Below are 23,868 nucleotides of genomic sequence, written 5' to 3' on the forward strand. Positions count from 1 at the left end.
CTTCGAGACGCAGGCCAAGGCCCGCTCCTCGAGCAATAACGGCAAAGCCGTTATGCAAGGGATGACGGCTTTCCAGGAGTTGAAAACAATGGCTGCCAAGGACGTAAAATTCGCCGGAGACGCCCGCGAGCGCATGCTGCGCGGCGTCGACGTGCTCGCCAACGCCGTGAAGGTGACGCTCGGCCCGAAGGGCCGCAACGTCGTCATCGAGAAAAGCTTCGGCGCGCCCCGCATCACCAAGGACGGCGTCACCGTCGCCAAGGATATCGAGCTCGACGACAAGTTCGAGAACATGGGCGCGCAGATGCTGCGCGAGGTCGCTTCCAAGACCAACGACACCGCCGGTGACGGCACCACCACCGCAACCGTGCTGGCGCAGGCCATCGTCCGCGAGGGCGCCAAGTCGGTCGCCGCCGGCATGAACCCGATGGATCTGAAGCGCGGCATCGACACCGCGGTCGCCGCCGTGATCAAGGACATCGAGAAGCGTGCCAAGCCGGTCGCCTCCTCCTCAGAAGTCGCCCAGGTCGGCACCATCTCGGCCAATGGCGACGCCGCGATCGGCAAGATGATCGCGCAGGCGATGCAGAAGGTCGGCAATGAGGGCGTGATCACCGTCGAGGAGAACAAGTCGCTCGATACCGAGGTCGACATCGTCGAGGGCATGAAGTTCGATCGCGGCTATCTCTCGCCCTACTTCATCACCAACGCCGAGAAGATGACCGCCGAGCTCGAGGATGCCTACATCCTGCTGCACGAGAAGAAGCTGACCGGCCTGCAGTCGATGCTGCCGGTGCTGGAAGCCGTGGTGCAGTCGGGCCGTCCGCTCCTGATCCTCGCCGAGGACGTCGAGGGCGAGGCGCTGGCGACGCTGGTGGTCAACCGCCTGCGCGGCGGGCTCAAGGTCGCCGCCGTCAAGGCGCCGGGCTTCGGCGATCGCCGCAAGGCGATGCTGGAGGACATCGCGATCCTGACCGGCGGTCAGTTGATCTCCGATGACCTCGGCATGAAGCTCGAAAACGTCACGGTGAACATGCTCGGCCGCGCCGGCAAGATCGTGATCGACAAGGAGAACACCACGATCGTCAAGGGCGCCGGCAAGAAGAAGGACATCGACGCCCGCGTCGGCCAGATCAAGGCGCAGATCGAGGAGACCACCTCGGACTACGACCGAGAGAAGCTGCAGGAGCGCCTTGCCAAGCTCGCCGGCGGCGTTGCGGTGATCAAGGTCGGTGGTGCGACCGAGATCGAGGTCAAGGAGAAGAAGGACCGTGTCGAGGACGCGCTGAACGCGACCCGCGCCGCGGTGCAGGAAGGCATCGTGCCCGGCGGCGGCGTCGCGCTGCTGCGCGCCAAGAAGGCGGTCGGCCGTCTCACCAACGCCAATGCCGACGTCCAGGCCGGCATCAACATCGTGCTCAAGGCGCTGGAAGCTCCGGTCCGCCAGATCTCGGAGAACGCCGGCGTCGAGGGCTCGATCGTGGTCGGCAAGATCCTCGAGAACAAGTCGGAGACCTTCGGCTTCGACGCCCAGACCGAGGACTATGTCGACATGGTCGACAAGGGCATCATCGACCCCGCCAAGGTGGTGCGCACCGCGCTGCAGGACGCCTCCTCGGTGGCCGGCCTGCTGGTGACCACCGAAGCCATGGTCGCCGAACTCCCAAAGGACGCTGCGCCGGCGATGCCGGGCGGCGGCGGCATGGGTGGAATGGGTGGCATGGGCGGCTTCTGAGCCCGGTCAGCGCATCAATATCGAGATCGAAGGCCGCCTCCGGGCGGCCTTCTTTTTTGTCTGAGGCAGCAGCCTCCCTCACCTCTCCCGCTTGCGGGGGAGGTCGGATCGCATCGCAAGATGCGATCCGGGTGGGGCTCTCACCGCAATATGACTCGCGGTAAGACCCCCACCCCACCCTCCCCCGCAAGCGGGAGAGGGAGCCCAGCATCGAGCCAACCTCACCGTGCGCCTACGCGACGCAGACGCCCGGCACCGCCACCTTCCGGAACAGATGCGGCGACGCCACCGCCGACGCCGGATAGGCCGAGAGCTTGGCCCTGAACTCGGGATTGGCGAAGGCGGCCCGAAAAGCCGCGGTCGATTCCCAGACCGCGTAATTCAGATAGGCCGGGCTGTCGCCGAGCGCGCGGTGCAGCTGGGTCGAGATGAAGCCGGGCTGCCGCTTCATGATGGCGGCGTCGTCCTGCCAGGCCTTGAGGAAGGTGTCCTCGTCGGCAGCATCGAGCGTGAAGAGGTTGACGAGCACGACGGCGGTGGCATCGACCGCGAGCTGGCGGTCGATCGGGAATGCGGGGTCGAGGGGGCGCATCTGCGGCATGGTTGGCTCCGTGATATGGTGCTATGATGTCATGTCGTTACGATGGATACATATCAATATTGACATCATGATGTCAATATACTCTTATGGTGACAAATGCCACAGACCAAGCGCACCCCGGCCGGCGAGGCCCTGAGCAACCTGATTCTCGACCTGTTCAGGCTCAACAGCCTGCTGTTCACTGCCGGCGACCGGCTGGTGGCCGGGCTCGGGCTGACCAGCGCGCGCTGGCAGATCCTCGGCGCCATCATCGCCGCCGAACGCCCGCAACCGGTGGCGTGGCTTGCGCGCGACCTCGGCGCTGCCAGACAGAACGTGCAGCGGATCGTCAACGACCTCCAGCGGGACGGGCTCGTCACCTTCGAGACCAACCCGCATCACCGCCGCGCCCAGCTCGTGGTGCTGACCGGCAAGGGACAGCAGGCCTTCGACGCGGCCATGCGCCTGCAACTGCCCTGGGTAAACGGCCTCGCCGACGGTCTCTCGACAAAGGACATCGAAACCGTGAGCCGCGTCGTGACCGCGCTGCGCGGCAGGCTGGAAAGCAGTGAGGAGCCCGGTGCACGCGTATGACGCGCACCGGTACCCGCTTCGCATGAAAACGCTCTCAGGCCGCCGTTAGGCGGCCTTCTTTTTGGCCAATGACACACAGGTTTGCTAGTTACGACGGAACCGATTCTGCCCTTCGAGGACTTATCGTATGCGCGCGCTCCCGCTCCTGCTGCTCGGTCTTGCCGTCGTCTCGGCGCCCGCTCTCGCCCAGATGAAGCTGCAGCCCAAGGCGGCGCCAGGCGGCGGCCCCGAGACGCGCTACTTCAACTCGATCATCGGCCTGATGGACGGCAATGCCGACGTCATCCTGAAGGAAACCCGCCAGGGCAAGACCGTGACCGCGGCCGTGCTCGACGTCTGCTATCCCGTCGAGAAGGGCTCCGACCGCAAGGACCGCTTCATCGCCAACCTCGCCGTCAGCGGCCAGACCCTCGCCGGCACCAGCCAGAGCATCGCCGACAAGCAGCCGGTCACCGTCAAGCTGACCCGCAAGCAGACCGGCGACGATTTCGAGTTCCGCGGCCAGATCACGATCGGCCAGGCCGTGACCGAGGTCGCCTCGACGGACAATTCCGATCTCAGCGAGAAGGAATTCCAGGACAGCCAGGCCAGCCAGGACGACATCACGCCGCAGCCGAAGGATTTCACCGACGTCTCGCCGGAATCGATCGGCGTGCGGGTAAAGCTGGATGCGGCGGCCGACTTCCTGAAGAGCCTGAAGGGCGAGGCCGTCGAGATCGGCACCTCCAGCCTCGCGGTGACCTGCGACGAGATCCGCGCCGGCGAGCAGACCATCAACCTCACCGTCGATCCCGAGCGCGCCGGCGCGCTGCTCGCCAAGGCCAAGAGCACGCCCGGCGTGACCGCAGCCGGCTGGACCAGCGGCGCGTTCGAGATGGACCGCACGATCCGCTTTGCCGCCGCCGACTGGCGCGACGGTGACAAGATCAACAAGGACAAGCTCGCCTCCGCCGTCGCCGGCGTTCTGGCGAAGACGCTTGCCGCGAAGCCTGCCTCCGCCACCTGGAACGCGAATACCGGCAAGCTGAAGCTGGTGCTGAAGCGGCCGAGCGCGGTCTATCCGGCGCTCGGCCTGATCCAGAACTACGAGGTCACCGCCCTCGTCTCGCCCGACAAGCCCGGGAGCTCGGACAAGCTGATGCTGTGGGTCTCGACGCCGACCGTCTCGACGTCCGACGACAGCGCCGGCGCCAAGCTCAATCTTTCGGACGATTCCAGCGGCAGCGACGAGGAAGGCAGCGAGCCGAAGGACGACAACGGCGCGATCGACGCTCTGATCAAGGAATTCAGGGGCCAGCGCTGGGATGCCGACAAGTCGGTGTGGCGCTAACGCCGGCGCGCTAGACCGGGATGACTTTTCTTCGAGAAGTCATCCCGGTCCAGCTCTTTGATTTGAGCATGATCTCTTCGGAAAACCGCTACACACTTTTCCGGATCATGCTCTGGTGATTCAAGCCGCCCTGCTCTTCAGCGGCACGACATTGTCGCGCGCCGCTTTGGGAGTGGCGTCCGGACCGGACTGAAGCATCCCGTCGCTTCTGACGAACAGTTCAGCGCGAAGCTCGATCGCAGCGCGATCAAAGAGCGCCCGCAGCTCGGGACGAAGTCCGTCGCCGCGCAGCGCGGCGATCGCATCGAAATTGCGCATGATGTTCTCCTGTGTATTTGGGACGATGATTTCGTGCCCGCGTTGCGCGCACCACCCGTTTCCCGATTGAGCGACGACGCGCAAAAAACTGCGCCAAGCACCATGCCGACACAGCGGAATCTCGCCTGAAGGCCGAGCGCACGCCCGATCCGGAATCGGGTGGCACGACACGCGCCTCCAAATGCTTACTGCGCGCATCGAGACAGCGCCGGTCGCGATACCGGTAAACCGCAAATGGAGACGATCCGATGTCAGAGGAAAACAAGAACGTCGTAGGCCGGTGGTTCAAGGAGTTCTGGGGCAATCCCTGGAATCCGCGCATCATCAACGAGCTCGCCACGTCAGACATTGTCGTGCATTATCCGATGCACGAACCGAAGCGCGGCCGCGCTGCGGTTATGAAGTTCATCACCGAGTTTCGCGAAGCCTTTCCGGATCTCAATTTCTGGGGCGTCGGCGATCTGATCGCGGAAGGCGACCTCGTCGTCGGCCGCTGGGAAGGCGGCGGCACCCACACCGGACCGGCGTTCAGTGACTTCCGCCTCGGCTCGCTTCCGGCAGCCTCCGGTCGCAAGATGACGTTCGCCGGCACCACCGTGCTCCGCGTCCGCGAGGGACGGATCGCCGAAGAGCTCGGGCAGGAAGATGCGCTGACCGCCATGTTTCAGCTCGGCCTCATTCGCTTGCCTGAACACAATGGCACAGCGACGCGGCCCGGCGGCGAGTTGCCTGCCGGATGGAACAACATGCCGGGATATCCGGAGGGACCGCGCTGAGCACGGCTGTGCGGCGTGGCTTCGTCGACGATCGCATCCTGACTACCCGAACGCTGTTCCCATAGCGTTCGGGTAAGCCAATCGATCGGTTCAGTGAAATTGAAGGTCTCTAAGTCGGTGCCTCGCTGGACACGTTCCAATGTTGCTGCGCCGGCATCGCATCTACAGATGCAGGCCGGCGCAGTCTCTCCGTGCCAACGGCGTTTGCGCTACGACGGAAAGATCAGGCACGTCGTCGTGCCGTGGGCGAGCAGCCGTCCCTTGGCGTCGGTGACTCTGCCCTCGGCGGTGCCGATGCGGCGACCGCAATTGAGCACCTGGCCTTCCGCCCGGATCGGGCCGGTGTCCGGCGTGATTGGCCGCACCAGCGAGATCTTGAATTCGAGCGTGGTCTGGCTGGTGCCGGCCTCGAGCGTCGACTGCACCGCAAGCCCCATGCAACTGTCGAGTAGCGTGGCGGTGAGCCCGCCATGCACGGTGCCGGCCGGATTGAGATGCGCGTCCGTCGGCTCTAGCGTGACCACGACGCGGCCGCGCTCGGCCTCAGTGACGTCATAACCCAGGGTCTGCGCGATGGTGTTGAGCGGCAGCGCGCCGGAGGCGAGCCCCTGGACGAATTCGAGGCCGCTCATCTGCGCTTTGCGTTCCGCACTGACGGTGCCGTAGCTCTTGGCCATTGCTGATCTCCATCGAGGTTATTGCATCAAGACGCGTGGCTGCCGCTTACCTCGCAGCGAGGCGGGCGAGCGGCCGTAGAGCCTTGCGAACGCAGCGTTCATGCGCCTTGCACTGGAGAAGCCGGCGCGCTGCGCCACCAGAGAGAGCGGAAGATCGCTGCCATCGATCAGGCGCTTGGCGCGCTGCACGCGCAGCGACAACGCGATTTGCAGCGGCGAGGCATCGAGATGCTCGGCAAACAGCCGCGACAGATGCCGCGTGCCGATGCCGAGCCGGTCGGCCAGCGCCGCGACATCGCCGCGATCGAGTGCGCCCTCTTCGATCAGCGCCAGCGCGCGCTCGACCGTCGTCCGAGTGCCCCTCCACGCCGGACAGAACGGCGCCGCCTCGGGACGGCAGCGCAGGCAGGGCCGGAAGCCGGCGCGCTCCGCCGACGCGGCGCTGCCATAGAATTTCACATTGCGCGCCAGCGGCGTGCGCGCCCGGCAGACCGGGCGGCAATACACGCCGGTGGTCTTGACCGCGACGAAAACGATGCCGTCCCAGGCCGGGTCGCGGCGCTGAAAGGCGGCATACTGTGCGGCGAAATCGAGCATGCGATCGCTATAGCCGCGCACGCACGCCGCGACGACCCGGTTTGCGGAGACGACGTCCGGAAACGACCGCTGCGTCCTGAGCCCCGCACTTTTACGGGGACTGCGACCAAAAGACTTCGTGCTGCCGCAGTTCGGTCACCGAAAATTAAGGCTCGATTTAGTTTCGGGGATCATCCTTTGCGTCACCGAACACAGGTCACGCCATGCAAGACCGCGAGCCGATCAGTGCTGCGAGCATCTGGCCAACAGATGTGACGGAGGGTCATTCGCCGGCGCAGACGGCGGACCTCTGGGACGTCTCCAACGAGAACCACGACGCCGCCCTGCTGCTGCGGGAGCCATTCGCCGATCGCATCGGCACCGCGCTGCTGGCAGCCACGGCCCTTGCCGCAAGCTTCGTGCTGGGCTGGACCGGCGGCGCCAACTGGCACGACTTTGCGGCGCCCGCCCCGGTCTCGGTGGCTCAGAAGGAAGCGCCTGTCCCCCACGTCGCGGAGACGCGGCCGAGCCCCAAGATCGAGGGGAGAATCGAGAGCCCGCGGCGGACCGCGTCCAACGCGGACCCCGCCGTCACCGGCAGCATTCCCAAATCCGTTGCCAATCCGCGCCCGCAGGTCGTCGGTGCTGCACCCACGACGTTGAACGCGCAGGCCATGGCGCTCGGGCCGAAGCAGCCGCTTCCGGCCGCACCCGAGACGCGGCCAAGCACCATCCCCGGCTGGTCAGTGGTGGAGGTTCGCGACGGCACCGCCGTGCTCGAAGGGCCGGAGGGCGTCAAGATGGCCGCGCGCGGCGACGTCGTCCCTGGGCTTGGTCGAGTCGACTCGATCGTACGCTGGGGCAACCGCTGGATCGTCGCCACCGCCAGCGGATTGATCGCGACGCCCTGAGCGGGTGCGCTCGACGCGCCAGCGCGTTACGCCGCCATCAGTTACTGTTGATCACGAAACGCAGCGACTTGCTGCCGATGAACGTGACCTGATCACCCTGCCGGCGCCAGGACGTCATATCGCCGAGCGCGGCGAGCAGATCGTTGTCGGCCTGCGCGCGCTCCGGCGCGCAGCTGCGGTTCTCCATCGCGCCGGGAACGAAGACGATGGTGTTGCCGGCTACCGAGAACTGGCCCTTGCCGCCGTTGCACCACAGCTCGAGGATCACCTCGCCATTGTCGCCGACCTCGATCGAGGGGATTCGCTTGGAGCCCGGCATGCGCGCGGCATCGAGCGTCATCACGAAGCCGAACGGGAATTCCTCCTGAGCCTCGGCCGGAACCGCGACGACGGCCGCGGCAACCATCGCCAACGCGGCGATGCCGCCGTTCAGAATCCGTTTCATCGACATCATGCCAGTCCTCGAAATACCCCGCGCCAACGCCGCCCTTGTATGGGACGAGGCTGCGATTGGCCAGAATGGCGGCGCCAGAAAAAGCGCTTGAAACGCAAAATCCCCGCGGGCTCCTCACCCGCGGGGATCGTCGTTTGGGCGACGCCTCGCCTCGTTATTTCAAAACCATCGCCGTGAACGGATAGACATAGGCCTGCAGGGTCACGAACAGGCCGACCAGGCACGCCAGCACGATCGAATGCAGGAATACGTAGCGCAGGATCGAGCCCTCGTGGCCGTACCAGTTGGTCGCGGTCGAGGCGACGACGATCGATTGCGCGTCGATCATCTTGCCCATCACGCCGCCCGAGGAGTTCGCCGCCGCCATCAGGATCGGCGACAGGCCGAGCTGCTCGGAGGTGATCTTCTGCAGATTGCCGAACAGGATGTTCGAGGCGGTATCCGATCCGGTCAGCGCCACGCCCAACCAGCCGAGCAAGGTGCCGAAGAAGGGATAGAGCACGCCGGTCGCCGCGAAGGCGAGACCGAGCGTGGCGTCGACCCCCGACAGCCTGGTCAGCGTGCCGATCGCCAGCATCGCCGAGATCGTGATCAGCGATATCGCGCACAGTTTGATGGTGCGGCCATAATCGGCGATCATCCGCAGTGGCGAAAAGCCCGCCAGGAACCCGGAAATGATCGCGGCGATCAGCATGCCGGTGCCGGTGAACGACAGATAGGTGAAGCCGAACACGGCGCCTTCCGGGGTCGGCTTGGCCGCCACCGGCGGCATCTTGTTGATCATCTTGTCGAGCTCGGGGATCGGATAGTTCACCGTGAAGATCGAGTTCGCCCAGGTCTTGAAGGCGCCGTTGCCCCAGATCAGCATCACGATGCAGACGATGATCCACGGCAGCAATGCGGTCCAGAGCTCGCGGTTGGTGAGCGGCGTCTTGTCCATCGGCTTCGGTGCGGTCATCGTCGCCGCCGATTCATCGCGCCCGCGCAGCGCCGGCGACAGCCAGAGCTGCTTCGGCTGCCAGATCTTGAGGAACAGGATCAGCGCGCCCATCGAAATCAGCGAGGCGCCGATGTCGACGATCCAGGGGTTGATGTAGTTCGAGATCACGAATTGCGGGACCGCGAAGGAGACGCCGGTGACCAGGATCGCTGGCCAGACCTCCTTCATGCCGCGCCAGCCCGCGAATGCCCACACCACCCAGAACGGCACGATCAGCGAGAACAGCGGCAGCTGCCGGCCGACCATCGCGCCGAGGATGTAGGGATCGAGCCCGGTGACCGAGGCGAGACCCTGGATCGGCGTGCCGAGTGCGCCATAGGCAACCGGGGCGGTGTTGGCGATCAGCGACAGGCCGGAGGCTGCGAGCGGTGAGAAGCCGAGCCCGATCAGCACCGAACCGGTGATCGCGACCGGGGTGCCGAATCCCGATGCCCCTTCGAAGAAAGCGCCGAACGAAAACGCGATCAGCAGCAATTGCAGGCGGCGGTCCTCGGTGACGCCGCCGACCGCGCGCTTCAACAGCTCGAACTGGCCGGTTGCAACCGTGAGCTGGTACAGGAAGATGACGTTGAGAACGATCCAGCCGATCGGGAAGAAGCCGGAGACGATGCCGAGCACCGAGGCGCGGATCGACATGTTGGCCGGCATCGTGAAGATGAAGATCGCAATCAGATTGGTCAGGATGACCGCAATGATGGCAGCGATATGCGCCTTCACCTTTCCGCTGGCGATCAGGATCAGCAGCGTGACGACGGGAATGGCGGCCGCGATCGTCGACAGCGCCGCATTACCCAGCGGATTGTAGATTTGATTCCAGGTATTCATCTCGGGTCCTCCCCATGTTCTTATGCAGCGCGCCGGCCTGCCTGCAGGCCGGGCGCTGGTGCGATTGCGGGAGTCCGTCTACAAAACTTGAAGCCCCGGCTCGCGAATGAACGATCGGTAAGGATCGCTCACATCCTCGCGAAAATCGAAGGTCCCCCGCCCCTCGCCGTTGACTGCCATGCTAGGGTTGACTCGCTCGCCGGGACAAGCCAACGCTTGCATGCCAGGCTTACGACTTTAGTCGATGTCCACTCCGATTGTCCCGATTCTTCAGGCCTTTGCGGCCCCCTTCCCCGGAGACGATAATCTGTGAACAACATTCGCTCGACACTCGCGACGGTGTGGCGCATCGCATCGCCCTTTTTCAAATCCGAGGACAAATGGGCCGGCCGCATACTGCTTGGCGCGGTCGTCGCGATCGAGCTGTCGTCAGTCCTCATGGACGTGCTGATCAACCAGTGGCGCAACCGCTTCTACACCGCGCTGCAGAACAAGGACTGGGACACGTTCAAGCGCGAAATGCTGGTGTTCTGTGCGATCGCAGCCGTCTCGGTGGCCCTCGGCGTCTACCAGCTCTATTTGAATCAGTGGCTGCAGATCCGCTGGCGCAAATGGATGACCAGTAAATATCTGCGCGACTGGGTGCATGACGCCAACCACTACCGCATGCAGCTCGCCAACGATGCGGCCGACAACCCCGACCAGCGCATCACCGACGACGTCAAGCTGTTCGTCGCCCAGACGCTGGCGCTGGGCCTTGGCCTGTTGAACGCGGTGGTTTCGCTTGCCTCCTTCGTGATCATCCTCTGGGGGCTCTCGGAACTGCTGCCCCTGACCCTGTTCGGCATCGATCTCTCGATTCCCGGCTACCTGGTCTGGGCCGCCTTGGTCTACGCCATCTTCGGCACCATGCTGACGCAATGGATCGGTTCGCCGCTGGTCGGTCTCGATTTCAACCAGCAGCGGCTGGAAGCGGACTTCCGCTTCAACCTGGTGCGGGTGCGCGAAAACTCCGAGCAGATCGCGCTGCTCAAGGGCGAAGGCGCCGAGCGCGGACGGCTGCTGGATCGGTTCGGCCGCGTCGTCGCCAACTGGTATGGCATCATGAGCCGCACCAAGCGGATCACCGCCTTCACACAAAGCTATGCGCAGGCGTCGGTGGTGTTTCCCTTCGCGCTGGCGGGCCCGGCCTATTTCGTCAGCAAGACGGTGCAGCTCGGTTCCCTGATCCAGATCGCCGAGGCCTTCGGCAAGGTGCAGGACTCGCTCTCGTTCTTTGTCTCGGCCTACCGCACTTTGGCGGAGTGGCGCGCGACCGTCGCCCGTCTCGACGGCTTCGAGAACGCGATCGCGGCCGCAGAAAAGCTGGCCGACGATCCTGCCGCGATTCACGAAAAGCCCGCGGCCGGCGGCGAGATCGCGCTGCCGCAGCTCTTGGTCAAGCTGCCGAACGGTACGCCGCTGGTCGCGGCCGAGCATTTCAGCTTCCGTCCCGGCGAGCGGACACTGGTGACCGGCCCCTCCGGCGCCGGCAAGTCGACGCTGTTCCGTGCCGTGGCCGGCATCTGGCCATTCGGCAACGGCGCGGTCGAGATCCCGGCCAATGCCAGCCTGATGATGCTGCCGCAGCGTCCCTATCTGCCGATCGGGTCGCTGCATGACGCCGTCGTCTATCCGGGCGAGGCCACGCAATTCGAGGCGGGCCGGGTTCGCGACGTCCTCACCGCGGTCGGACTGCCTCAGCTCGCGGCGCGGCTTGAGGAAGAGGCGCACTGGAACCGGATGCTGTCGCTCGGCGAGCAGCAGCGCCTCGGCATCGCGCGGGCGCTGTTGCATGCGCCGCAATTCCTGTTCCTCGACGAGGCGACGGCCTCGCTCGACGAGCCGTCGGAAGCCGCGCTGTACAGGCTGATCGCCGAGAAGCTGCCCAACACCACCGTGGTTTCGATCGGCCACCGCTCGACGCTCGGCGCCTTCCATGAGCGCAACGTCACGCTGGTCCGCGATGGCGACCGCTTCAGCTTGCGTGACACGGTCAAGGTCGCCGCGTCGTAGCGGGGACTACTGGCTCAGCCGCGGCCACGGCCTGCGGCTGACCCAGCGGTGCCAGCCATAGGCGAAGGCCGCCAGCATCAGGACGCCGGCGAGCACCGGTGCGAGCAGGAACGACCACGGCAAATTGCCGGAGACGATCAGGAGCGGACTGATTCCCGCCGGCGGGTGGAAGGTGTCGGTCACGACCATCACCAGGATTGCAACCCCGACCGCGGCGGCGGCCGCCCAGGCATGCGGCCCGGTCAGGCACAGCACCGCAAAGCCGGCCAGTGCGGACACCAGGTGTCCACCGATCAGGGCGCGCGGCTGGGCCGGCTCGGCCTCCGGCGATCCCACCACCAGCACGATCGAGGTTGCGAACGGGATCACGCCCAGCGGATATCCGGCCGCAACGGAGAACCACTCCATCGTGCCGATCGCGATCGCGCCGCCGAGGCCCGCCACCGCGCCCGCAAGCAGGTCGCGCCGCCCCACCCGCATCAATGCCTTCACCGCGGTCCGGTCCGATGCCATGAGCCTTGCCACAAAAACAAAGGGGGCGGCAGATTACTCTGCCGCCCCCGCGATCTCCGAAAGGAAAGATTACTTCAGGCTGGACGCCGCCGTCAGGTCGACCGACAGCTTGGCGATGCCTGCCGCGCCGCACCAATTGGAGCCGGTGCCGAGCGGGTTGATCGGGGTCACGTTGGTGGTGCCACCGGCGGTAAAGTCGCTGGTGAAGGCGCTGCAATTACCCTTCGACAGGTCGGTGTCGGAGTAGCGCAGATCGAGCGTGAACACCTTGTAGGTGAAGCCGATGCCGATGTTCCAGGTGTTGTAATCGGCATACTTGATGCCGTTCGGGAACGCCGGAACGCCGTAGAAGCTGTCCGAGGTGCCGAGCCACTGGCGGCCGAACTCGCCCGAGACATACATGCCGACGCCGCTCGACCCGAACGTGGTGCTGGGCGCGGTGTACTTGCCGATGATCGAGGAGTAGTTGCCCCAGGCGCCGGTGTTGAGGAAGTTCGGCGAGTAGTATTCGTTGATGGTGAACGCCCAGTTGTCGTTGATGGTCCAGGTCGCCTTGCCGTAGACTTCGAAGAACGAGACGTCCTTCTTCATGACGTTGCCGTTCGGCAGGAAGTTGGCGGCGCACTGCGCGCTGAGCGGGTTGCCGGCGGTGTCGAAGGGGCCGCCGAAATAGCAGGTTCCACCCGGATACAGGTAACCCCAGACACCGATGTCGAAGGCGAAGGCGCCGAAGGTCGGGCGGATACCGCCGTAGACGTCGACTTCGGCCGCGGCGCGGTTGGCGAAGGAGATGCTTTCGGTCGAGGTACCGATGTAGAGCTGCAGGTCCTTGTTGACGTTGTAGCGCGGCTCGAAATACGCGGTGACCGACGGATTGTGGTTCGACTGGGTGACGCCGCGGAAGATATAGTCGTTCATGATGCCGGCGCCGAAGGCGATGTCCCAGGGATCGAAGGGAGCCGGCGGCGGCGCCTTGACGGCCTTCACCGCCATGTCAGCTGCCATTGCCGAGCTCGAAATCATTGCTAGCGCCGTTGCTAACAAGGCCAGTTTCTTCATGACGATCCCCATCTACTTGTCCAGACAGCCCAGCTCCGTGGCCCCCCAAGGGCGCGCGATAACGGACTGCAACTAAATCGCGTGGGTTCAATCTGCAGGTCGTGCACGGTACCGTGAAGCAAAAAAGACATGCATGTGCCGACTTTTTAGGCGTTCCAGCCATTTCGCCGCACGTTGACTTGCGGGTGTTGCATTTGCACCACAAAACAGTCGCTCCCGTAGCGGTTGAGCCGGGCACCGGAAGTGGGGGATGAGCAACAGCCGGCCTGCAGCGAAAGCGCCAAAGCGAATCGCCGTACCCGCAAAAACACGGGCCGCCGTCGTGAACCGGAATCGTGGAACGGAAAAAGCCGCAGCGGCGTCCGCTGCGGCTTCGGTCAGGTGAACCTCTCCAGGCTGGCTGCGGCTAGTGGTGCTCGCCACTATCAGAGCTGCCGGCGCTCCAGCCCGGCGCGGGTTCATGGCTTGGCGTCGCCCAGCTCGGGGCCGGCTGCGGCGCGGGCTCGGGGGCCGGGGGCGCTGCGACCGGCGCAGCCGGCTTCGGCGCGGCGGCCTTCTTCGGAGCGCTCTTCTTGGCGGCTTTCTTCGCAGCCTTGGGAGCGGCTTTCTTGGGGGCCGCTTTCTTCGGAGCAGCCTTCTTGGCCGCTTTCTTTGCAGTCTTCTTGGCCGACTTCTTGGCTGATTTCTTCGCTGATTTCTTCGCCGCCTTCTTGGCGGATTTCTTCGCGGCCTTCTTGGCCGACTTCTTCGCCGCTACCGCCTTTTTGGCCTTTTTGGCCTTCTTGCTTTTCTTCGCCTTCTTCGACTTCGCCATCGTGGTCCTCCTGTTGCCGCTGATTTGAGTCCACCGGGCGTATTGAAGTGATCGCTTGCCGGTCGTTGGCTGCGCCTCGGAGAGAGGCCCCTCCACTTCGCTTGTCGGGCATGATGGCCGCGCGATCGCTTCGCGTCTGTGGCAAGGAAGCGCCGGTCCTTCACGTTGCATCAGGGCAAGGCTGGGGTCCGGATCATGCTCGAGTGGCAGTCGATCAATTCAATCCTGGCCGGGGACCTCCTGTCGCCCAATCGAGAAGCTCAATCGTGTGCACCACAGGAACTGACGTACCGCCGGCAATCTGAACCATGCACCCAATATTGCCCGCAGCGATCATGTCCGGTTTGACAAGCGCAATATTGGCGACCTTGCGATCGCGCAATCTGCTCGCAATGTCGGGCTGGAGAATGTTGTAGGTCCCCGCCGAACCGCAACACAAATGGCTCTCAGGCACATCTTTCACCACGAATCCATTCTTGGAAAGCAATTCTTTCGGTAGCTGAGTTATTTTCTGTCCATGCTGCAACGAACAAGCCGAATGATAGGCGACGGTGACGTCGCCTTTCTGCGTTGAAGGCGCGAGCTCGAGGCCAGCGAGATACTCGGTGATATCCTTTGCCAGCGCCGAGATTCGCGCGGCAGGCTCAGCGAATGTTTTGTCCTCGCGCAGCAGGTAGCCGTAGTCTTTGACAACTGTCCCACAGCCCGAGGTCGTCACCAGGATGGCGTCGAGTCCGTTCTGGTCCGCTTCCCTTTGCCACACCGCGATGTTGGCTTTCGCGCGCGCCAGCGCGTCGTGATCCTGCCCCATGTGATGGGTCAGCGCGCCGCAGCATTGCTCGTCCTTGACCAGCACCACCTCGACGCCGTGCCGGGTCAGGACGTTGATCGCGGCCTGGTTGATACGCGGCGCCAGCACCTGCTGGGCGCAGCCCTGCAGCAGCGCGACCCGGCCGCGGCGCCGGCCGGTCGGCGCAAACACGGTTCCGGCTGATGGACCCGGCTGCGGCAGGCCGCGTGGCGCGAGCGCCAGCATCGCCTTGATCCGCCGTAAGAGGCCGGGGTTCGACGCGCCGACCGAAGGCGTCGGCAGCAGCGCCGCGAACGGACGGGCGAGCCCGGCGAGGATCATGCTGATCCGGAACAGGCCCGGCCGCGGCAGCACGTAGGCGAGCACCGAACGCAGCAGCCGCTCGGCCAGCGGCCGCTGGTAGTCCCGCTCGATCCTGACCCGGGCCTGGTCGACGAGGTGCATGTAGTTCACGCCCGACGGACAGGTGGTCATGCAGGCGAGGCACGACAGGCAGCGGTCGATATGCTTGACCACGTCTGCTGTCGGCGGCTTGTTCTTCTCCAGCATCTCCTTGATCAGGTAGATGCGGCCGCGCGGGCTATCGAGCTCGTCGCCGAGCAGCACATAGGTCGGACAGGTCGCGGTGCAGAAGCCGCAATGCACGCAGGCGCGCAGGATCTTGTCGGCTTCCTTGATGTCGGGATCGGCGAGCTGCGCCAGGGAAAACTCGGTCTTCATGCAGCCCCGCCTCGCCTCATCCGGCCGCGGTTGAGGATCGACCTCGGATCGAAACTCGCCCGGACCCGTTCGCCGAGCGCGGCAAGGCCGGCCGCCTGCGGCTGGAACACATCGACCGCACGGCGCACCTCCTCGCCGGCGCGGATCAGGGTGGCGTGCCCGCCGATCGCCTCGACCTGGCCGCGGACCAGCGCGGCGTGCGCGTCGGCGCTCTGCGGCAGTGCAGCCCAGATCAGCCCGCCGCCCCAGTCGTAGATCACGTCGCCGCCGGTTGCGCGCGACAGCGCCTGGCCCAGCGCGCCGCCAGCGGCCGGCGGGCAAACGATACGCCACACCGGCCAGGCCCCGAGCGCGCCGTTCGCCGCAAACGGCACCACGTCGCGCAGCGCGCTCCAGATCGCAGCCGAGGCGTCGTCCGCGAGGAAGTCGACCGCTCCATAAGAAGATAGTGTCTGGGTCAGCGAGGCCGCCCGGTGTGCCACTGAGGCCGAAATGCCCTCGAGCCGCACCAGCGTGACGGCCTGGCCGGAGGCGCCAAGGCTGCCGAGCGCACCGGTCCCGGACCGCAACGCTGAGCCCGGCAGATGCGCCGCGCCTGAAACGTCGAACGGCGAGCCCAGTGCCGCGGTCATCGCCCGGTTGGCGGTGACGTCGTCGAGGGAGCGCAGCACCAGCGTCCGCTCGGCTTCCGGCTTCGGCATGACCTTGAGCGTCACCTCGGTCATGACCGCGAGCGTGCCCCAGGAACCGGTGAGCAGCTTGCAGAGGTCGTAGCCGGTGACGTTCTTGACCACCCGTCCGCCGGTCTTGAAACTGTCGCCGAACCCGGACACCGCGTGCGCCCCGAGCAGATGGTCGCGGGCGCCGCCGGCCTTGATGCGGCGCGGACCGGCCAGGCCAGCGCCGATCATGCCGCCGATCGTGCCCGCTCCCGCAGTGCCGAGCAGCACCGATGTGTCCATCGGCTCGAAGGCGAATTGCTGGTTCTTGGCGTCGATCAGGGATTGCACGTCGGCGAGCGGCGCGCCGGCCTGCACGGTGATGATCAGCTCGTTCGGCTCATAGGAGATGACCGCGTTGAGCACCGAGACGTCAAGCACCGCATTGGTCGCCATCGGATGGCCGATCGCGCGCTTCGATCCATGACCAATGACCTCGAGCGGCTGCTCGCCGGCGACAGCCGCGCGCACCACCTCTTCGACGTCCTGGGCATCCCTGACTTTGAGCGTTTCCACACGCTAGGCGGTATCGAAATTCGGCTCCGAAATCAAATGCGCGCCGAACAAATCTCTGAATGCGACAAGCCCGGCCTCGGTGATCTCGACGGAACGGCCCGGTGGCGGGGGCTTCCGCAGTGGTAACGGCCATTGGCTGCCTTGCCCGGACGGTCCCGCCCAGCTCAAAAATCCGCCGCCCTGCGAAAGGCAGGAACACGATATCTCCGCCTGTTCCGGCGTGCTGGTCGGCACGGCAAGCCCGACGTGGGGCGTCCACCGTGGCGCACCCCTGTCCGCAACACTTCGGCCATGGTCGAAGCATTTTCACGACATCGACATTTCGGTCACCACCGAACTGAGTTCGCCGGACGATCCACTATCTCTCGCGTTGCGGTTCGGCCCGGCAAGCGGGCGCTGCGAACCATCTGGAGGCGATCATGAAAGGTTCGGAACTCACGACCACGACGATGATGCTCACCCGGCGATCGGCCATCGGCTCGTTCGCGATCATGGCGATCGCCGGCGTCTCGCCCTGGGTCGGATCGCAAGCTCGATCGGAGCAAAGCAACGGAGGAATGCAAATGAAGCACTATGCGATGAGCACGAGGACCATCAGCGATGCAATCAACACATCAGGCCTTCTGGTGGTGGCGCAATGGGAGGCAAAGGAGGGACAGGCCGACAAGGTCGCGGCAATTCTCGACGGCTTCCTGCCCGAGGCGCAGAAGGACGCCGGCACCAAGCTGTTCCTGATCGGCCGCGGCAAGGACAATCCGGCGCAATTCCTGTTCTATGAATTGTTCCAGGACGAAGCGGCGTTCAAGGCACATCAGGAGAGCGCCTACTTCAAGACCTACATCGCGGAGCAAGCGCTGCCGCTGCTCGCCAAGCGCGAGCGGACGCAATACGCCCTCCTGTAACGGGACGCCGCCGCGGGGAGGAAGCTAAGCGTTTTCGAGCGAAGTGGACACCGGTTCGCGTGAAGAAAACGCGTCAAAACAAGAAGCCAGAGCTTCGGTTCTGATTCGATCAGAACCGAAGCTCCATTCCTTCCCGCGGACGCGGATCAGATCGATGCGCTGCTGTTGCCGAGCCTTGCGCGCAACTCGACCCGCTCGGGCGAGCGGCGCCAGAAGCCTATGATCGAGCTCCGCGCCAGCGCTGCCGCCTCGAGCTTCTCGACCTGGCCGCGGAGGCGGAGTGCGTGTTTCTCGACCAGGTGCCAGGACGCAACGGCGACGCCGAAGGCGAGCGGCAGGCTGATCAGGATGTTGAGATACCAGTGCTGAACCGGCGGTCCGAAGGTCGCAATGCACTGCTGGATGACGAAGCCATAGAGATAGAGCCCGTAGGAGTAATCGCCCGACGAGACGATCCAGCTCCGCCGCGGGTTCATCAGGCCGAGATAGCACGCGACATAGGCGGCCGGCACCGGCGCCAGCGCGTCGCCGCGCCCGGTGGCCATCGCGGCGGCGCACAGCACCAGCGCGAACAGGAAGACGGTCCGGTTGAACGGCACCTTGTCGCGCCAGAGGTAGAAGCCGACGCCGGCGAGGAAGCAGAACACCAGAAGATGCGGGCGAAGCTGGATCGGCACCTCGTCCCAGCGGTAGAGGTCGTAGCCGGCGAGCCCGATCTGGGTGATCACCATGAACACAAGATACGCCACCCTGTTGAAGCAAATCGTGGTCACCGCGAGCAGCGCCAGGATGACGTAGCACCACAATTCATACGGCACCGTCCAGAGCTGGGCATTCACCAACTCAGGCAGCGGATTGTGCAGGAATACGCCCGGCAGCTCGTAGTGGATGTCGCCGACGATATTGAGGAAATAGGCGTGGAATTTCGGGTCGGCGAGATATTGCGCCAGCGGCAGCTCAGTGAAGAGCGAACCGATGATGACGGCCGACAGCGTGGTCTCGACCGCGAGCGCCGGTCCGATCCGCAGCACGCGCAGGCCGAGGAAGGAAATCAGGCTCTTGCACCTCAACAGGCTCGCCGTCACCAGAAAGCCGCTCAGGGCAAAGAACAGCGCAAGGATCATCGCGACGCCGATGCGAAGCGTGCTCTGGATTTCCAGCGCGCGGCCGAGCCCGAGCGTCACGTTCAGGCTGTGCAGGCCGATGATCGACACCGCCAGCGCAATTCGCATGTAGTCGAACCCTGCGGGCCGATTGCGCGAAAGCGCCAGCTGATCGGCCAGGCTGGGCATCGATGTGTTGCCGAAGACATGCATCTTGGGAAAATACCGAGGAACAGTCTAAGGCCGTGTAAACGGTGCCCGCTGCAAATTGCAGCGACGCGCGATGGGCCCTGACGACCATCGCGGCAAGCATCGGTTAAGGTTATCGGCTGGTGAGCGCGATCCGTCGAATTGTATAGACCGGCGCTCGCGGCTGACGCCTCTCCTGATGCCCGAAGGAACACACTTGCGTCATCGTAACTCGGCAACCCCGTGATCACGGCTCAACGGCCGCAGGCAGAACCACCATGAAGATCAAACTGCCAGCCATCGCACTGCTTGCGATGATCGCACCAGGACAGGCGCGCGCCCAAATGCTCACCGATGCCGAGGCGACGTTCCTCGACCAGCTTGTCACCGCGGCCGCGGTGCTCGAACAACGATGCATCGGATATGAGGCCGATGGCGCCGGCGGCGTTCAACTCGGCGCCAGACTGCTCGGCAGCCCCAATGCAGCGATGGCAATGATCAGCGCCTTCGACGCGGCCATCAAGGCCAACGATGGCAATGACTACGATCCGCGTAAATTCCGCCCCGAGGTGACCGAGGCGGCCGGCAAAACGTTCAAGCGAGTCCGGGCGGAGTTAATCAAAGACCCGGAAGGGGCCTGCGCCGAATATGGCGATACCAGCGCGGCGCTGGGCCTGCTGAGACGCTACTAGAACCGCGGGATATCCGGAAACGCCAGCTCGCCGGCGTGGACATGGACGCGGCCGAGTTCGGCGCAACGGTGCAGGGTGGGAAACACCTTGCCGGGGTTGAGCAGGCCCTCCGCATCGAACGCGCATTTCAGCCGCTGCTGCTGGTTGAGGTCGATCTCGGTGAACATCTCCGGCATCAGGTCGCGCTTCTCGATGCCGACGCCATGCTCGCCGGTCAATACGCCGCCGAGCTCGACGCAGCAGCGCAGGATGTCGGCGCCGAACGCCTCCGCCTTCTCGATCTCGCCCGGCTTGTTGGCGTCGTAGAGGATCAAGGGGTGCAGATTGCCGTCGCCGGCGTGGAACACATTGGCGACGCCGAGGCCGTATTTCTCCGAGAGCTCGCGGATCCGCGCCAAGGCCTTGGGCAAGGCGCCGCGCGGGATCGTGCCGTCCATGCAGAGATAGTCCGGCGAGATGCGCCCGACCGCGGGGAATGCCGCCTTGCGGCCGGCCCAGAACAGATTGCGTTCGGCCTCCGAGTTGGAAATCAGCAGCGTTACCGAGCCGCAGCCCTTTGCGATGGTCTCGACCCGCGTGATCAGCTCGTCGACCTCGATCTGGGGACCGTCGAGCTCGATGATCAGGAGCGCCTCGACATCGAGCGGATAGCCGGCATGGACGAAGGCTTCCGCGGCATGGATCGCGGGCTTGTCCATCATCTCCATGCCGCCCGGGATGATGCCGGCGCCGATGATGGCAGCCACGCATTCGCCGGCGGCTTCCACCTCGGCGAAGCCGACCATCAGCGCGCGCGCGGTCTCCGGCTTCTGCAGGATGCGCACCGTGATCTCGGTGATGACGCCGAGCAGCCCCTCGGAGCCGGTGATGATCCCCATCAGATCGTAGCCGGCATTCTCGGCCGACTTGCCGCCGATGCGCAGGATCTCGCCCGACATCAGCACGATCTCGCAGCCCAGCACGTTGTTGGTGGTCATGCCGTATTTCAGGCAGTGCACGCCGCCGGAATTTTCCGCGACATTGCCGCCGATCGAGCAGGCGATCTGCGACGACGGATCGGGCGCGTAATAGAAGCCGGCATGGGCGACCGCCTGGCTGATCGCGAGGTTGGTGACGCCGGGCTCGGTGACAACAACGCGGTTGTCGAAGTCAATCTCGCGAATCCGCTTGAACTTGCCGAGCCCGAGCAGCACGCCGTCGGCCAACGGCAGCGCGCCGCCGGACAGCGAGGTGCCGGAGCCGCGCGGCACCACCTTGATGCCCTGCCCGTGGCAATATTTGAGGACCTTTGCGACCTGTTCGGTGGTATCGGGCAGCACAACAACCATCGGCGGCTGCCGATAGGCGGTCAGGCCGTCGGATTCATACGCCAGCATCTCGGCGGCGCTGTCGATCACGCCCTCGCCAGGGACGATTGCGCGCAAGGCGGCCACGATTTCGGCGCGGCGGGCAAGGACGGCCTGGTCGGCCGCCGGCATCATGATGGACATCGTTGTTCCCTCGGAGGGCTTTTGCCCTTTGCCGATTTTGTTACGACAAATCAAGCACGTCTGCACCTGTTTCAGTCAACCGGCCGAAGGTCGGATTGCCCCGCCCCGCAATGGCGAGTTCTCTCTGGGACAAGCGGGCGGCCATGAAACCTGTCAAAGTTTCGTGGCTTGTCCTGTCCAAGCCGGACATGCCACAAACGATCACTACCCCCCGGGACGAAACGAAGAGAACCCCATGAACCTAAAGACCTTGAGCGCGCTGGCGGTCGTCACATCGCTGGCCACCGCATCCTCCGCGCTGGCGCAGGATGCCGCCGCCGGCAAGACCTCGTTCAACAAATGCCTCGCCTGCCACGCGATCGGCGAAGGCGCCAAGAACAAGGTCGGCCCCGAGCTCAATGGCCTCGACGGCCGCCATTCCGGCACCGCGCCGGACTACAATTATTCCGACGCCAACAAGAATTCCGGCATCACCTGGAACAAGGACACCTTCCTCGAATACATCAAGGATCCGAAGGCCAAGATCCCCGGCACCAAGATGGCGTTCGCCGGCGTCAAGAACGAGACCGAGGCCAACAACCTCTGGGCCTACGTGTCGTCGTTCGACAAGGACGGCAAGCCGAAGTAATCGACCGTAACGGTCTGAACTCCGCCTCAAACCCGCCCTGGCGCAAGCGTCAGGGCGGAGTCACCATCGCAATCAGCGCGGCAATTGGTCTTGGCGAGATCGACCACCTCGTCGCCGCGGCCGCTCATCACGGCGCGCAACACCCACAGGCTGAAGCCCTTGACCTGCTTCAGCGTGATAATCGGCGGCATCGACCGTTCCTGGGTCGCGGTGACGACGTCGAGCTCCCCAGGGTCCTCGACCCTACATCAGACTCCGCCAGATCACGCGGAGCTTGTTTGGCACGTTACGCCGTCCGAAACGGCCGCGCCGCCTCCACGGCCCAGTCGCGCAGATGATTCAGCAGGTGGAGGGTTCGGGCGTTGGGCACGTTGACAAAATAGTAGCCGGTCTGGAGTTGCAGAGGACGTTCCGCGAGCTTCTCGAGCCTGCCTTCGTCCACGGGCGTCGTAATATAGGCCATATCCATCAACGCAACGCCGGCGCCGGCCATTGCGGCATCGAGCGCCTGCGCGCGGGTTTCCACCGTCAACCATTTGATCCGCCGTTGGGCCAGCGTACGATCGTGCTGCTGCCAGTTCGACCAATCCGCGAATCGCGATCGGGCCCGAATCAGTGGTGTGCCGTGCCAGATCTTTGCAAAATTTGTCTTTGCAGAATTTGCCCGTTTGGCGCTCGTCGCGGCACGGGCCACGACATCAGGTCTGGCAACGGGCATCAGGGTTTCCCGGAACAGTAGCGTCGAGGAAAGCCCTTTCAACGCCCCGCGGCCGTGGCGGATGGCGCAATCCATGTCTTCCGTTTTGAGGTCGACAGCTCTCGTCGTTGTAGAGATAGCGACCTCGATCAGGGGATGCCGCGCCTGAAATTGCGAAATGCGCGGGATCAACCAGTGAGAAGCAAAGGTTGCGATCGTGCTTACACGGATCTGCCCGCGATAACGTTGAAATGGTTCAACCGCCGCCTCCAACCGGTCGAGCGCGTCGCCCATGCTGGCGAGCAACCGTTCGCCGTCCTCGGTCAGCGAAATTCGCCGGCCGACTTTTCTCACCAATGCCACGCCGAGGCGCTTTTCCAATTCGGCAATCCGGTGCGACAGCGCCGACCGGGTAACGCCCAGTTGTTCGGCCGTCTCGGTCAGGGTGCCGAGCGTGGCGAACAGCGAGAGCGCTGTGAGTGCACGCGCCGATGGTGGAACCGACCGTCCCATCGCGTCCTCCTGATTGGTGAGATATTTTCACCAATTGGGGGGGTGTGGGCAAGCTATCATCCGCTATCGTTTCGAACAGGACAGCAAGATGGGAACCGAAAACTTCCGGCAGCTCGCGGCCTATAATCATTGGGCCAACCTGCGGCTCTACGGCGCCGCGCTTGAACTGCCCGAGGAAGCCTATCGCCGTTCAACCGGCGTGTTCTTTGGCAGCCTGCACGGGACGCTCAATCATTTGCTGCTGACGGATCGGATATGGTTGAAGCGATTGACCGGCACCGGCGAGCATCCGGATCGCCTCGACGCGATTTTGCACGACGATCGCCGCGATCTTCTTCGCGCCCGGATGGCGGAGGATGCGCGCTTGAATGAGTTGGTCGAAAGCTATACCGGCGCCGATCTCTTGGAGCCCATCGCCTATCAGACAACGTCGGGCAAACCCTATCGCCAGCCGCGGCAGGATATCCTGCTGCATCTCTTCAATCATCAGACCCACCACCGCGGCCAGGCGCATGCGTGCTGCTCAATCCTGACCGGCAGCGAGCCGCCCTCACTCGACCTCTTAGCCTTTCAGCGCGGCGTGCCTGCGCCGAATTTAGGTTGAGCCGACGCAAGAACGGGGCGACGGTCAACCCTAAAGCGCGATGAGATCAGGTAGAATCGTCATCGCG

General features: G+C 64.5%; 24 protein-coding genes and 1 pseudogene. 10 read left to right on the plus strand and 15 right to left on the minus strand.

Annotated features, from left to right (window positions below; all coding sequences use genetic code 11):
- Positions 1–88: 88 nt before the first annotated feature.
- Complete coding sequence (groL, locus tag WDM24_RS34370) at positions 89–1,735, plus strand: chaperonin GroEL (protein WP_338828919.1); 1,647 nt, start codon at positions 89–91, stop codon at positions 1,733–1,735.
- A gap of 232 nt (positions 1,736–1,967) precedes the next feature.
- Here the strand turns inward: groL and WDM24_RS34375 are convergent, their stop codons facing one another.
- Positions 1,968–2,336 (minus strand): antibiotic biosynthesis monooxygenase family protein, encoded by a 369-nt coding sequence (locus tag WDM24_RS34375; RefSeq protein WP_338828920.1) that lies wholly within the window; start codon positions 2,334–2,336, stop codon positions 1,968–1,970.
- 96 nt (positions 2,337–2,432) lie between these two features.
- On the opposite strand from WDM24_RS34375, the gene WDM24_RS34380 reads away from it, so the two are divergent.
- Together WDM24_RS34380 and WDM24_RS34385 are read left to right on the plus strand one after the other, a co-directional pair.
- On the plus strand, positions 2,433–2,909 hold the full coding sequence (locus WDM24_RS34380; protein ID WP_338691881.1) for a MarR family winged helix-turn-helix transcriptional regulator: 477 nt from the start codon (positions 2,433–2,435) through the stop codon (positions 2,907–2,909).
- 127 nt (positions 2,910–3,036) lie between these two features.
- Positions 3,037–4,239 (plus strand): hypothetical protein, encoded by a 1,203-nt coding sequence (locus WDM24_RS34385; RefSeq protein WP_338828922.1) that lies wholly within the window; start codon positions 3,037–3,039, stop codon positions 4,237–4,239.
- Between the two features lie 120 nt (positions 4,240–4,359).
- Here WDM24_RS34385 and WDM24_RS34390 read toward each other — a convergent pair whose 3' ends face one another.
- Complete coding sequence (locus WDM24_RS34390) at positions 4,360–4,557, minus strand: hypothetical protein (RefSeq protein WP_166298646.1); 198 nt, start codon at positions 4,555–4,557, stop codon at positions 4,360–4,362.
- A 248-nt stretch (positions 4,558–4,805) separates the two neighbouring features.
- On the opposite strand from WDM24_RS34390, the gene WDM24_RS34395 reads away from it, so the two are divergent.
- A complete protein-coding gene (locus WDM24_RS34395) occupies positions 4,806–5,333 on the plus strand; it encodes an ester cyclase (RefSeq protein ID WP_338828924.1) in 528 nt (175 codons plus the stop codon).
- A 209-nt stretch (positions 5,334–5,542) separates the two neighbouring features.
- On the opposite strand, the gene WDM24_RS34400 is transcribed toward WDM24_RS34395, so the two are convergent.
- Together WDM24_RS34400 and WDM24_RS34405 are read right to left on the minus strand one after the other, a co-directional pair.
- Positions 5,543–6,010 (minus strand): PaaI family thioesterase, encoded by a 468-nt coding sequence (locus tag WDM24_RS34400; protein ID WP_338828925.1) that lies wholly within the window; start codon positions 6,008–6,010, stop codon positions 5,543–5,545.
- Between the two features lie 18 nt (positions 6,011–6,028).
- Entirely contained in the window at positions 6,029–6,607 is a 579-nt protein-coding gene (locus WDM24_RS34405) for a bifunctional transcriptional activator/DNA repair enzyme AdaA (protein ID WP_338701606.1), read from the minus strand.
- A gap of 251 nt (positions 6,608–6,858) precedes the next feature.
- On the opposite strand from WDM24_RS34405, the gene WDM24_RS34410 reads away from it, so the two are divergent.
- Complete coding sequence (locus tag WDM24_RS34410; RefSeq protein WP_338828926.1) at positions 6,859–7,497, plus strand: hypothetical protein; 639 nt, start codon at positions 6,859–6,861, stop codon at positions 7,495–7,497.
- A gap of 37 nt (positions 7,498–7,534) precedes the next feature.
- Here WDM24_RS34410 and WDM24_RS34415 read toward each other — a convergent pair whose 3' ends face one another.
- A complete protein-coding gene (locus WDM24_RS34415) occupies positions 7,535–7,951 on the minus strand; it encodes an META domain-containing protein (protein WP_338828927.1) in 417 nt (138 codons plus the stop codon).
- A 154-nt stretch (positions 7,952–8,105) separates the two neighbouring features.
- Entirely contained in the window at positions 8,106–9,776 is a 1,671-nt protein-coding gene (locus WDM24_RS34420) for an L-lactate permease (RefSeq protein ID WP_338691888.1), read from the minus strand.
- A 309-nt stretch (positions 9,777–10,085) separates the two neighbouring features.
- Here WDM24_RS34420 and WDM24_RS34425 point away from each other — a divergent pair, with 309 nt between their 5' ends.
- Positions 10,086–11,831 (plus strand): ABC transporter ATP-binding protein/permease, encoded by a 1,746-nt coding sequence (locus WDM24_RS34425; RefSeq protein WP_338691889.1) that lies wholly within the window; start codon positions 10,086–10,088, stop codon positions 11,829–11,831.
- 6 nt (positions 11,832–11,837) lie between these two features.
- Here WDM24_RS34425 and WDM24_RS34430 read toward each other — a convergent pair whose 3' ends face one another.
- The 5 genes from WDM24_RS34430 to WDM24_RS34450 all read right to left on the minus strand — a co-directional run bounded on the left by WDM24_RS34430 (position 11,838) and on the right by WDM24_RS34450 (position 16,983).
- Positions 11,838–12,344, minus strand: a complete 507-nt coding sequence (locus WDM24_RS34430) for an HPP family protein (RefSeq protein ID WP_166298653.1) — start codon at positions 12,342–12,344, stop codon at positions 11,838–11,840.
- Between the two features lie 69 nt (positions 12,345–12,413).
- Positions 12,414–13,403, minus strand: coding sequence for a TorF family putative porin (locus WDM24_RS34435; protein ID WP_166298654.1), 990 nt, complete (start codon positions 13,401–13,403; stop codon positions 12,414–12,416).
- A gap of 406 nt (positions 13,404–13,809) precedes the next feature.
- Positions 13,810–14,217, minus strand: coding sequence for a histone (locus WDM24_RS34440; protein ID WP_338691891.1), 408 nt, complete (start codon positions 14,215–14,217; stop codon positions 13,810–13,812).
- Positions 14,218–14,431: 214 nt separating this feature from the next.
- Positions 14,432–15,748, minus strand: a complete 1,317-nt coding sequence (glcF, locus tag WDM24_RS34445; RefSeq protein WP_166298656.1) for a glycolate oxidase subunit GlcF — start codon at positions 15,746–15,748, stop codon at positions 14,432–14,434.
- On the minus strand, positions 15,745–16,983 hold the full coding sequence (locus tag WDM24_RS34450; RefSeq protein ID WP_338828928.1) for an FAD-binding protein: 1,239 nt from the start codon (positions 16,981–16,983) through the stop codon (positions 15,745–15,747). The genes glcF and WDM24_RS34450 overlap by 4 nt, the downstream gene beginning before the upstream one ends.
- Positions 16,984–17,402: 419 nt before the next feature.
- On the opposite strand from WDM24_RS34450, the gene WDM24_RS34455 reads away from it, so the two are divergent.
- Positions 17,403–17,885, plus strand: a complete 483-nt coding sequence (locus tag WDM24_RS34455) for a putative quinol monooxygenase (RefSeq protein WP_338828929.1) — start codon at positions 17,403–17,405, stop codon at positions 17,883–17,885.
- 146 nt (positions 17,886–18,031) lie between these two features.
- Here the strand turns inward: WDM24_RS34455 and WDM24_RS34460 are convergent, their stop codons facing one another.
- Positions 18,032–19,177, minus strand: a complete 1,146-nt coding sequence (locus WDM24_RS34460; RefSeq protein ID WP_338828930.1) for an acyltransferase — start codon at positions 19,175–19,177, stop codon at positions 18,032–18,034.
- Positions 19,178–19,455: 278 nt separating this feature from the next.
- Between WDM24_RS34460 and WDM24_RS34465 the strand changes: the two genes are divergently transcribed.
- Positions 19,456–19,869 (plus strand): hypothetical protein, encoded by a 414-nt coding sequence (locus WDM24_RS34465; RefSeq protein ID WP_338828931.1) that lies wholly within the window; start codon positions 19,456–19,458, stop codon positions 19,867–19,869.
- Here the strand turns inward: WDM24_RS34465 and WDM24_RS34470 are convergent.
- On the minus strand, positions 19,866–21,359 hold the full coding sequence (locus WDM24_RS34470) for an FAD-linked oxidase C-terminal domain-containing protein (protein ID WP_338828932.1): 1,494 nt from the start codon (positions 21,357–21,359) through the stop codon (positions 19,866–19,868). The genes WDM24_RS34465 and WDM24_RS34470 overlap by 4 nt on opposite strands.
- 235 nt (positions 21,360–21,594) lie before the next feature.
- On the opposite strand from WDM24_RS34470, the gene cycA reads away from it, so the two are divergent.
- A complete protein-coding gene (gene cycA / locus WDM24_RS34475; RefSeq protein ID WP_338691897.1) occupies positions 21,595–21,987 on the plus strand; it encodes a cytochrome c-550 CycA in 393 nt (130 codons plus the stop codon).
- 26 nt (positions 21,988–22,013) lie between these two features.
- On the opposite strand, the pseudogene WDM24_RS34480 reads toward cycA, so the two are convergent.
- Positions 22,014–22,232, minus strand: a pseudogene (locus tag WDM24_RS34480) (hypothetical protein); the annotation flags it as partial.
- A 41-nt stretch (positions 22,233–22,273) separates the two neighbouring features.
- The gene (locus WDM24_RS34485) at positions 22,274–23,197 is read right to left on the minus strand and encodes a LysR substrate-binding domain-containing protein (RefSeq protein ID WP_338828934.1); all 924 of its coding nucleotides are present in this window, start codon (positions 23,195–23,197) and stop codon (positions 22,274–22,276) included.
- Positions 23,198–23,285: 88 nt separating this feature from the next.
- Between WDM24_RS34485 and WDM24_RS34490 the strand changes: the two genes are divergently transcribed.
- Positions 23,286–23,801, plus strand: coding sequence for a DinB family protein (locus WDM24_RS34490; RefSeq protein WP_338828935.1), 516 nt, complete (start codon positions 23,286–23,288; stop codon positions 23,799–23,801).
- Positions 23,802–23,868 lie beyond the last annotated feature (67 nt).

Source organism: Bradyrhizobium sp. 27S5, from assembly GCF_037217225.1.
Classification (GTDB): Bacteria; Pseudomonadota; Alphaproteobacteria; order Rhizobiales; family Xanthobacteraceae; genus Bradyrhizobium; species Bradyrhizobium septentrionale.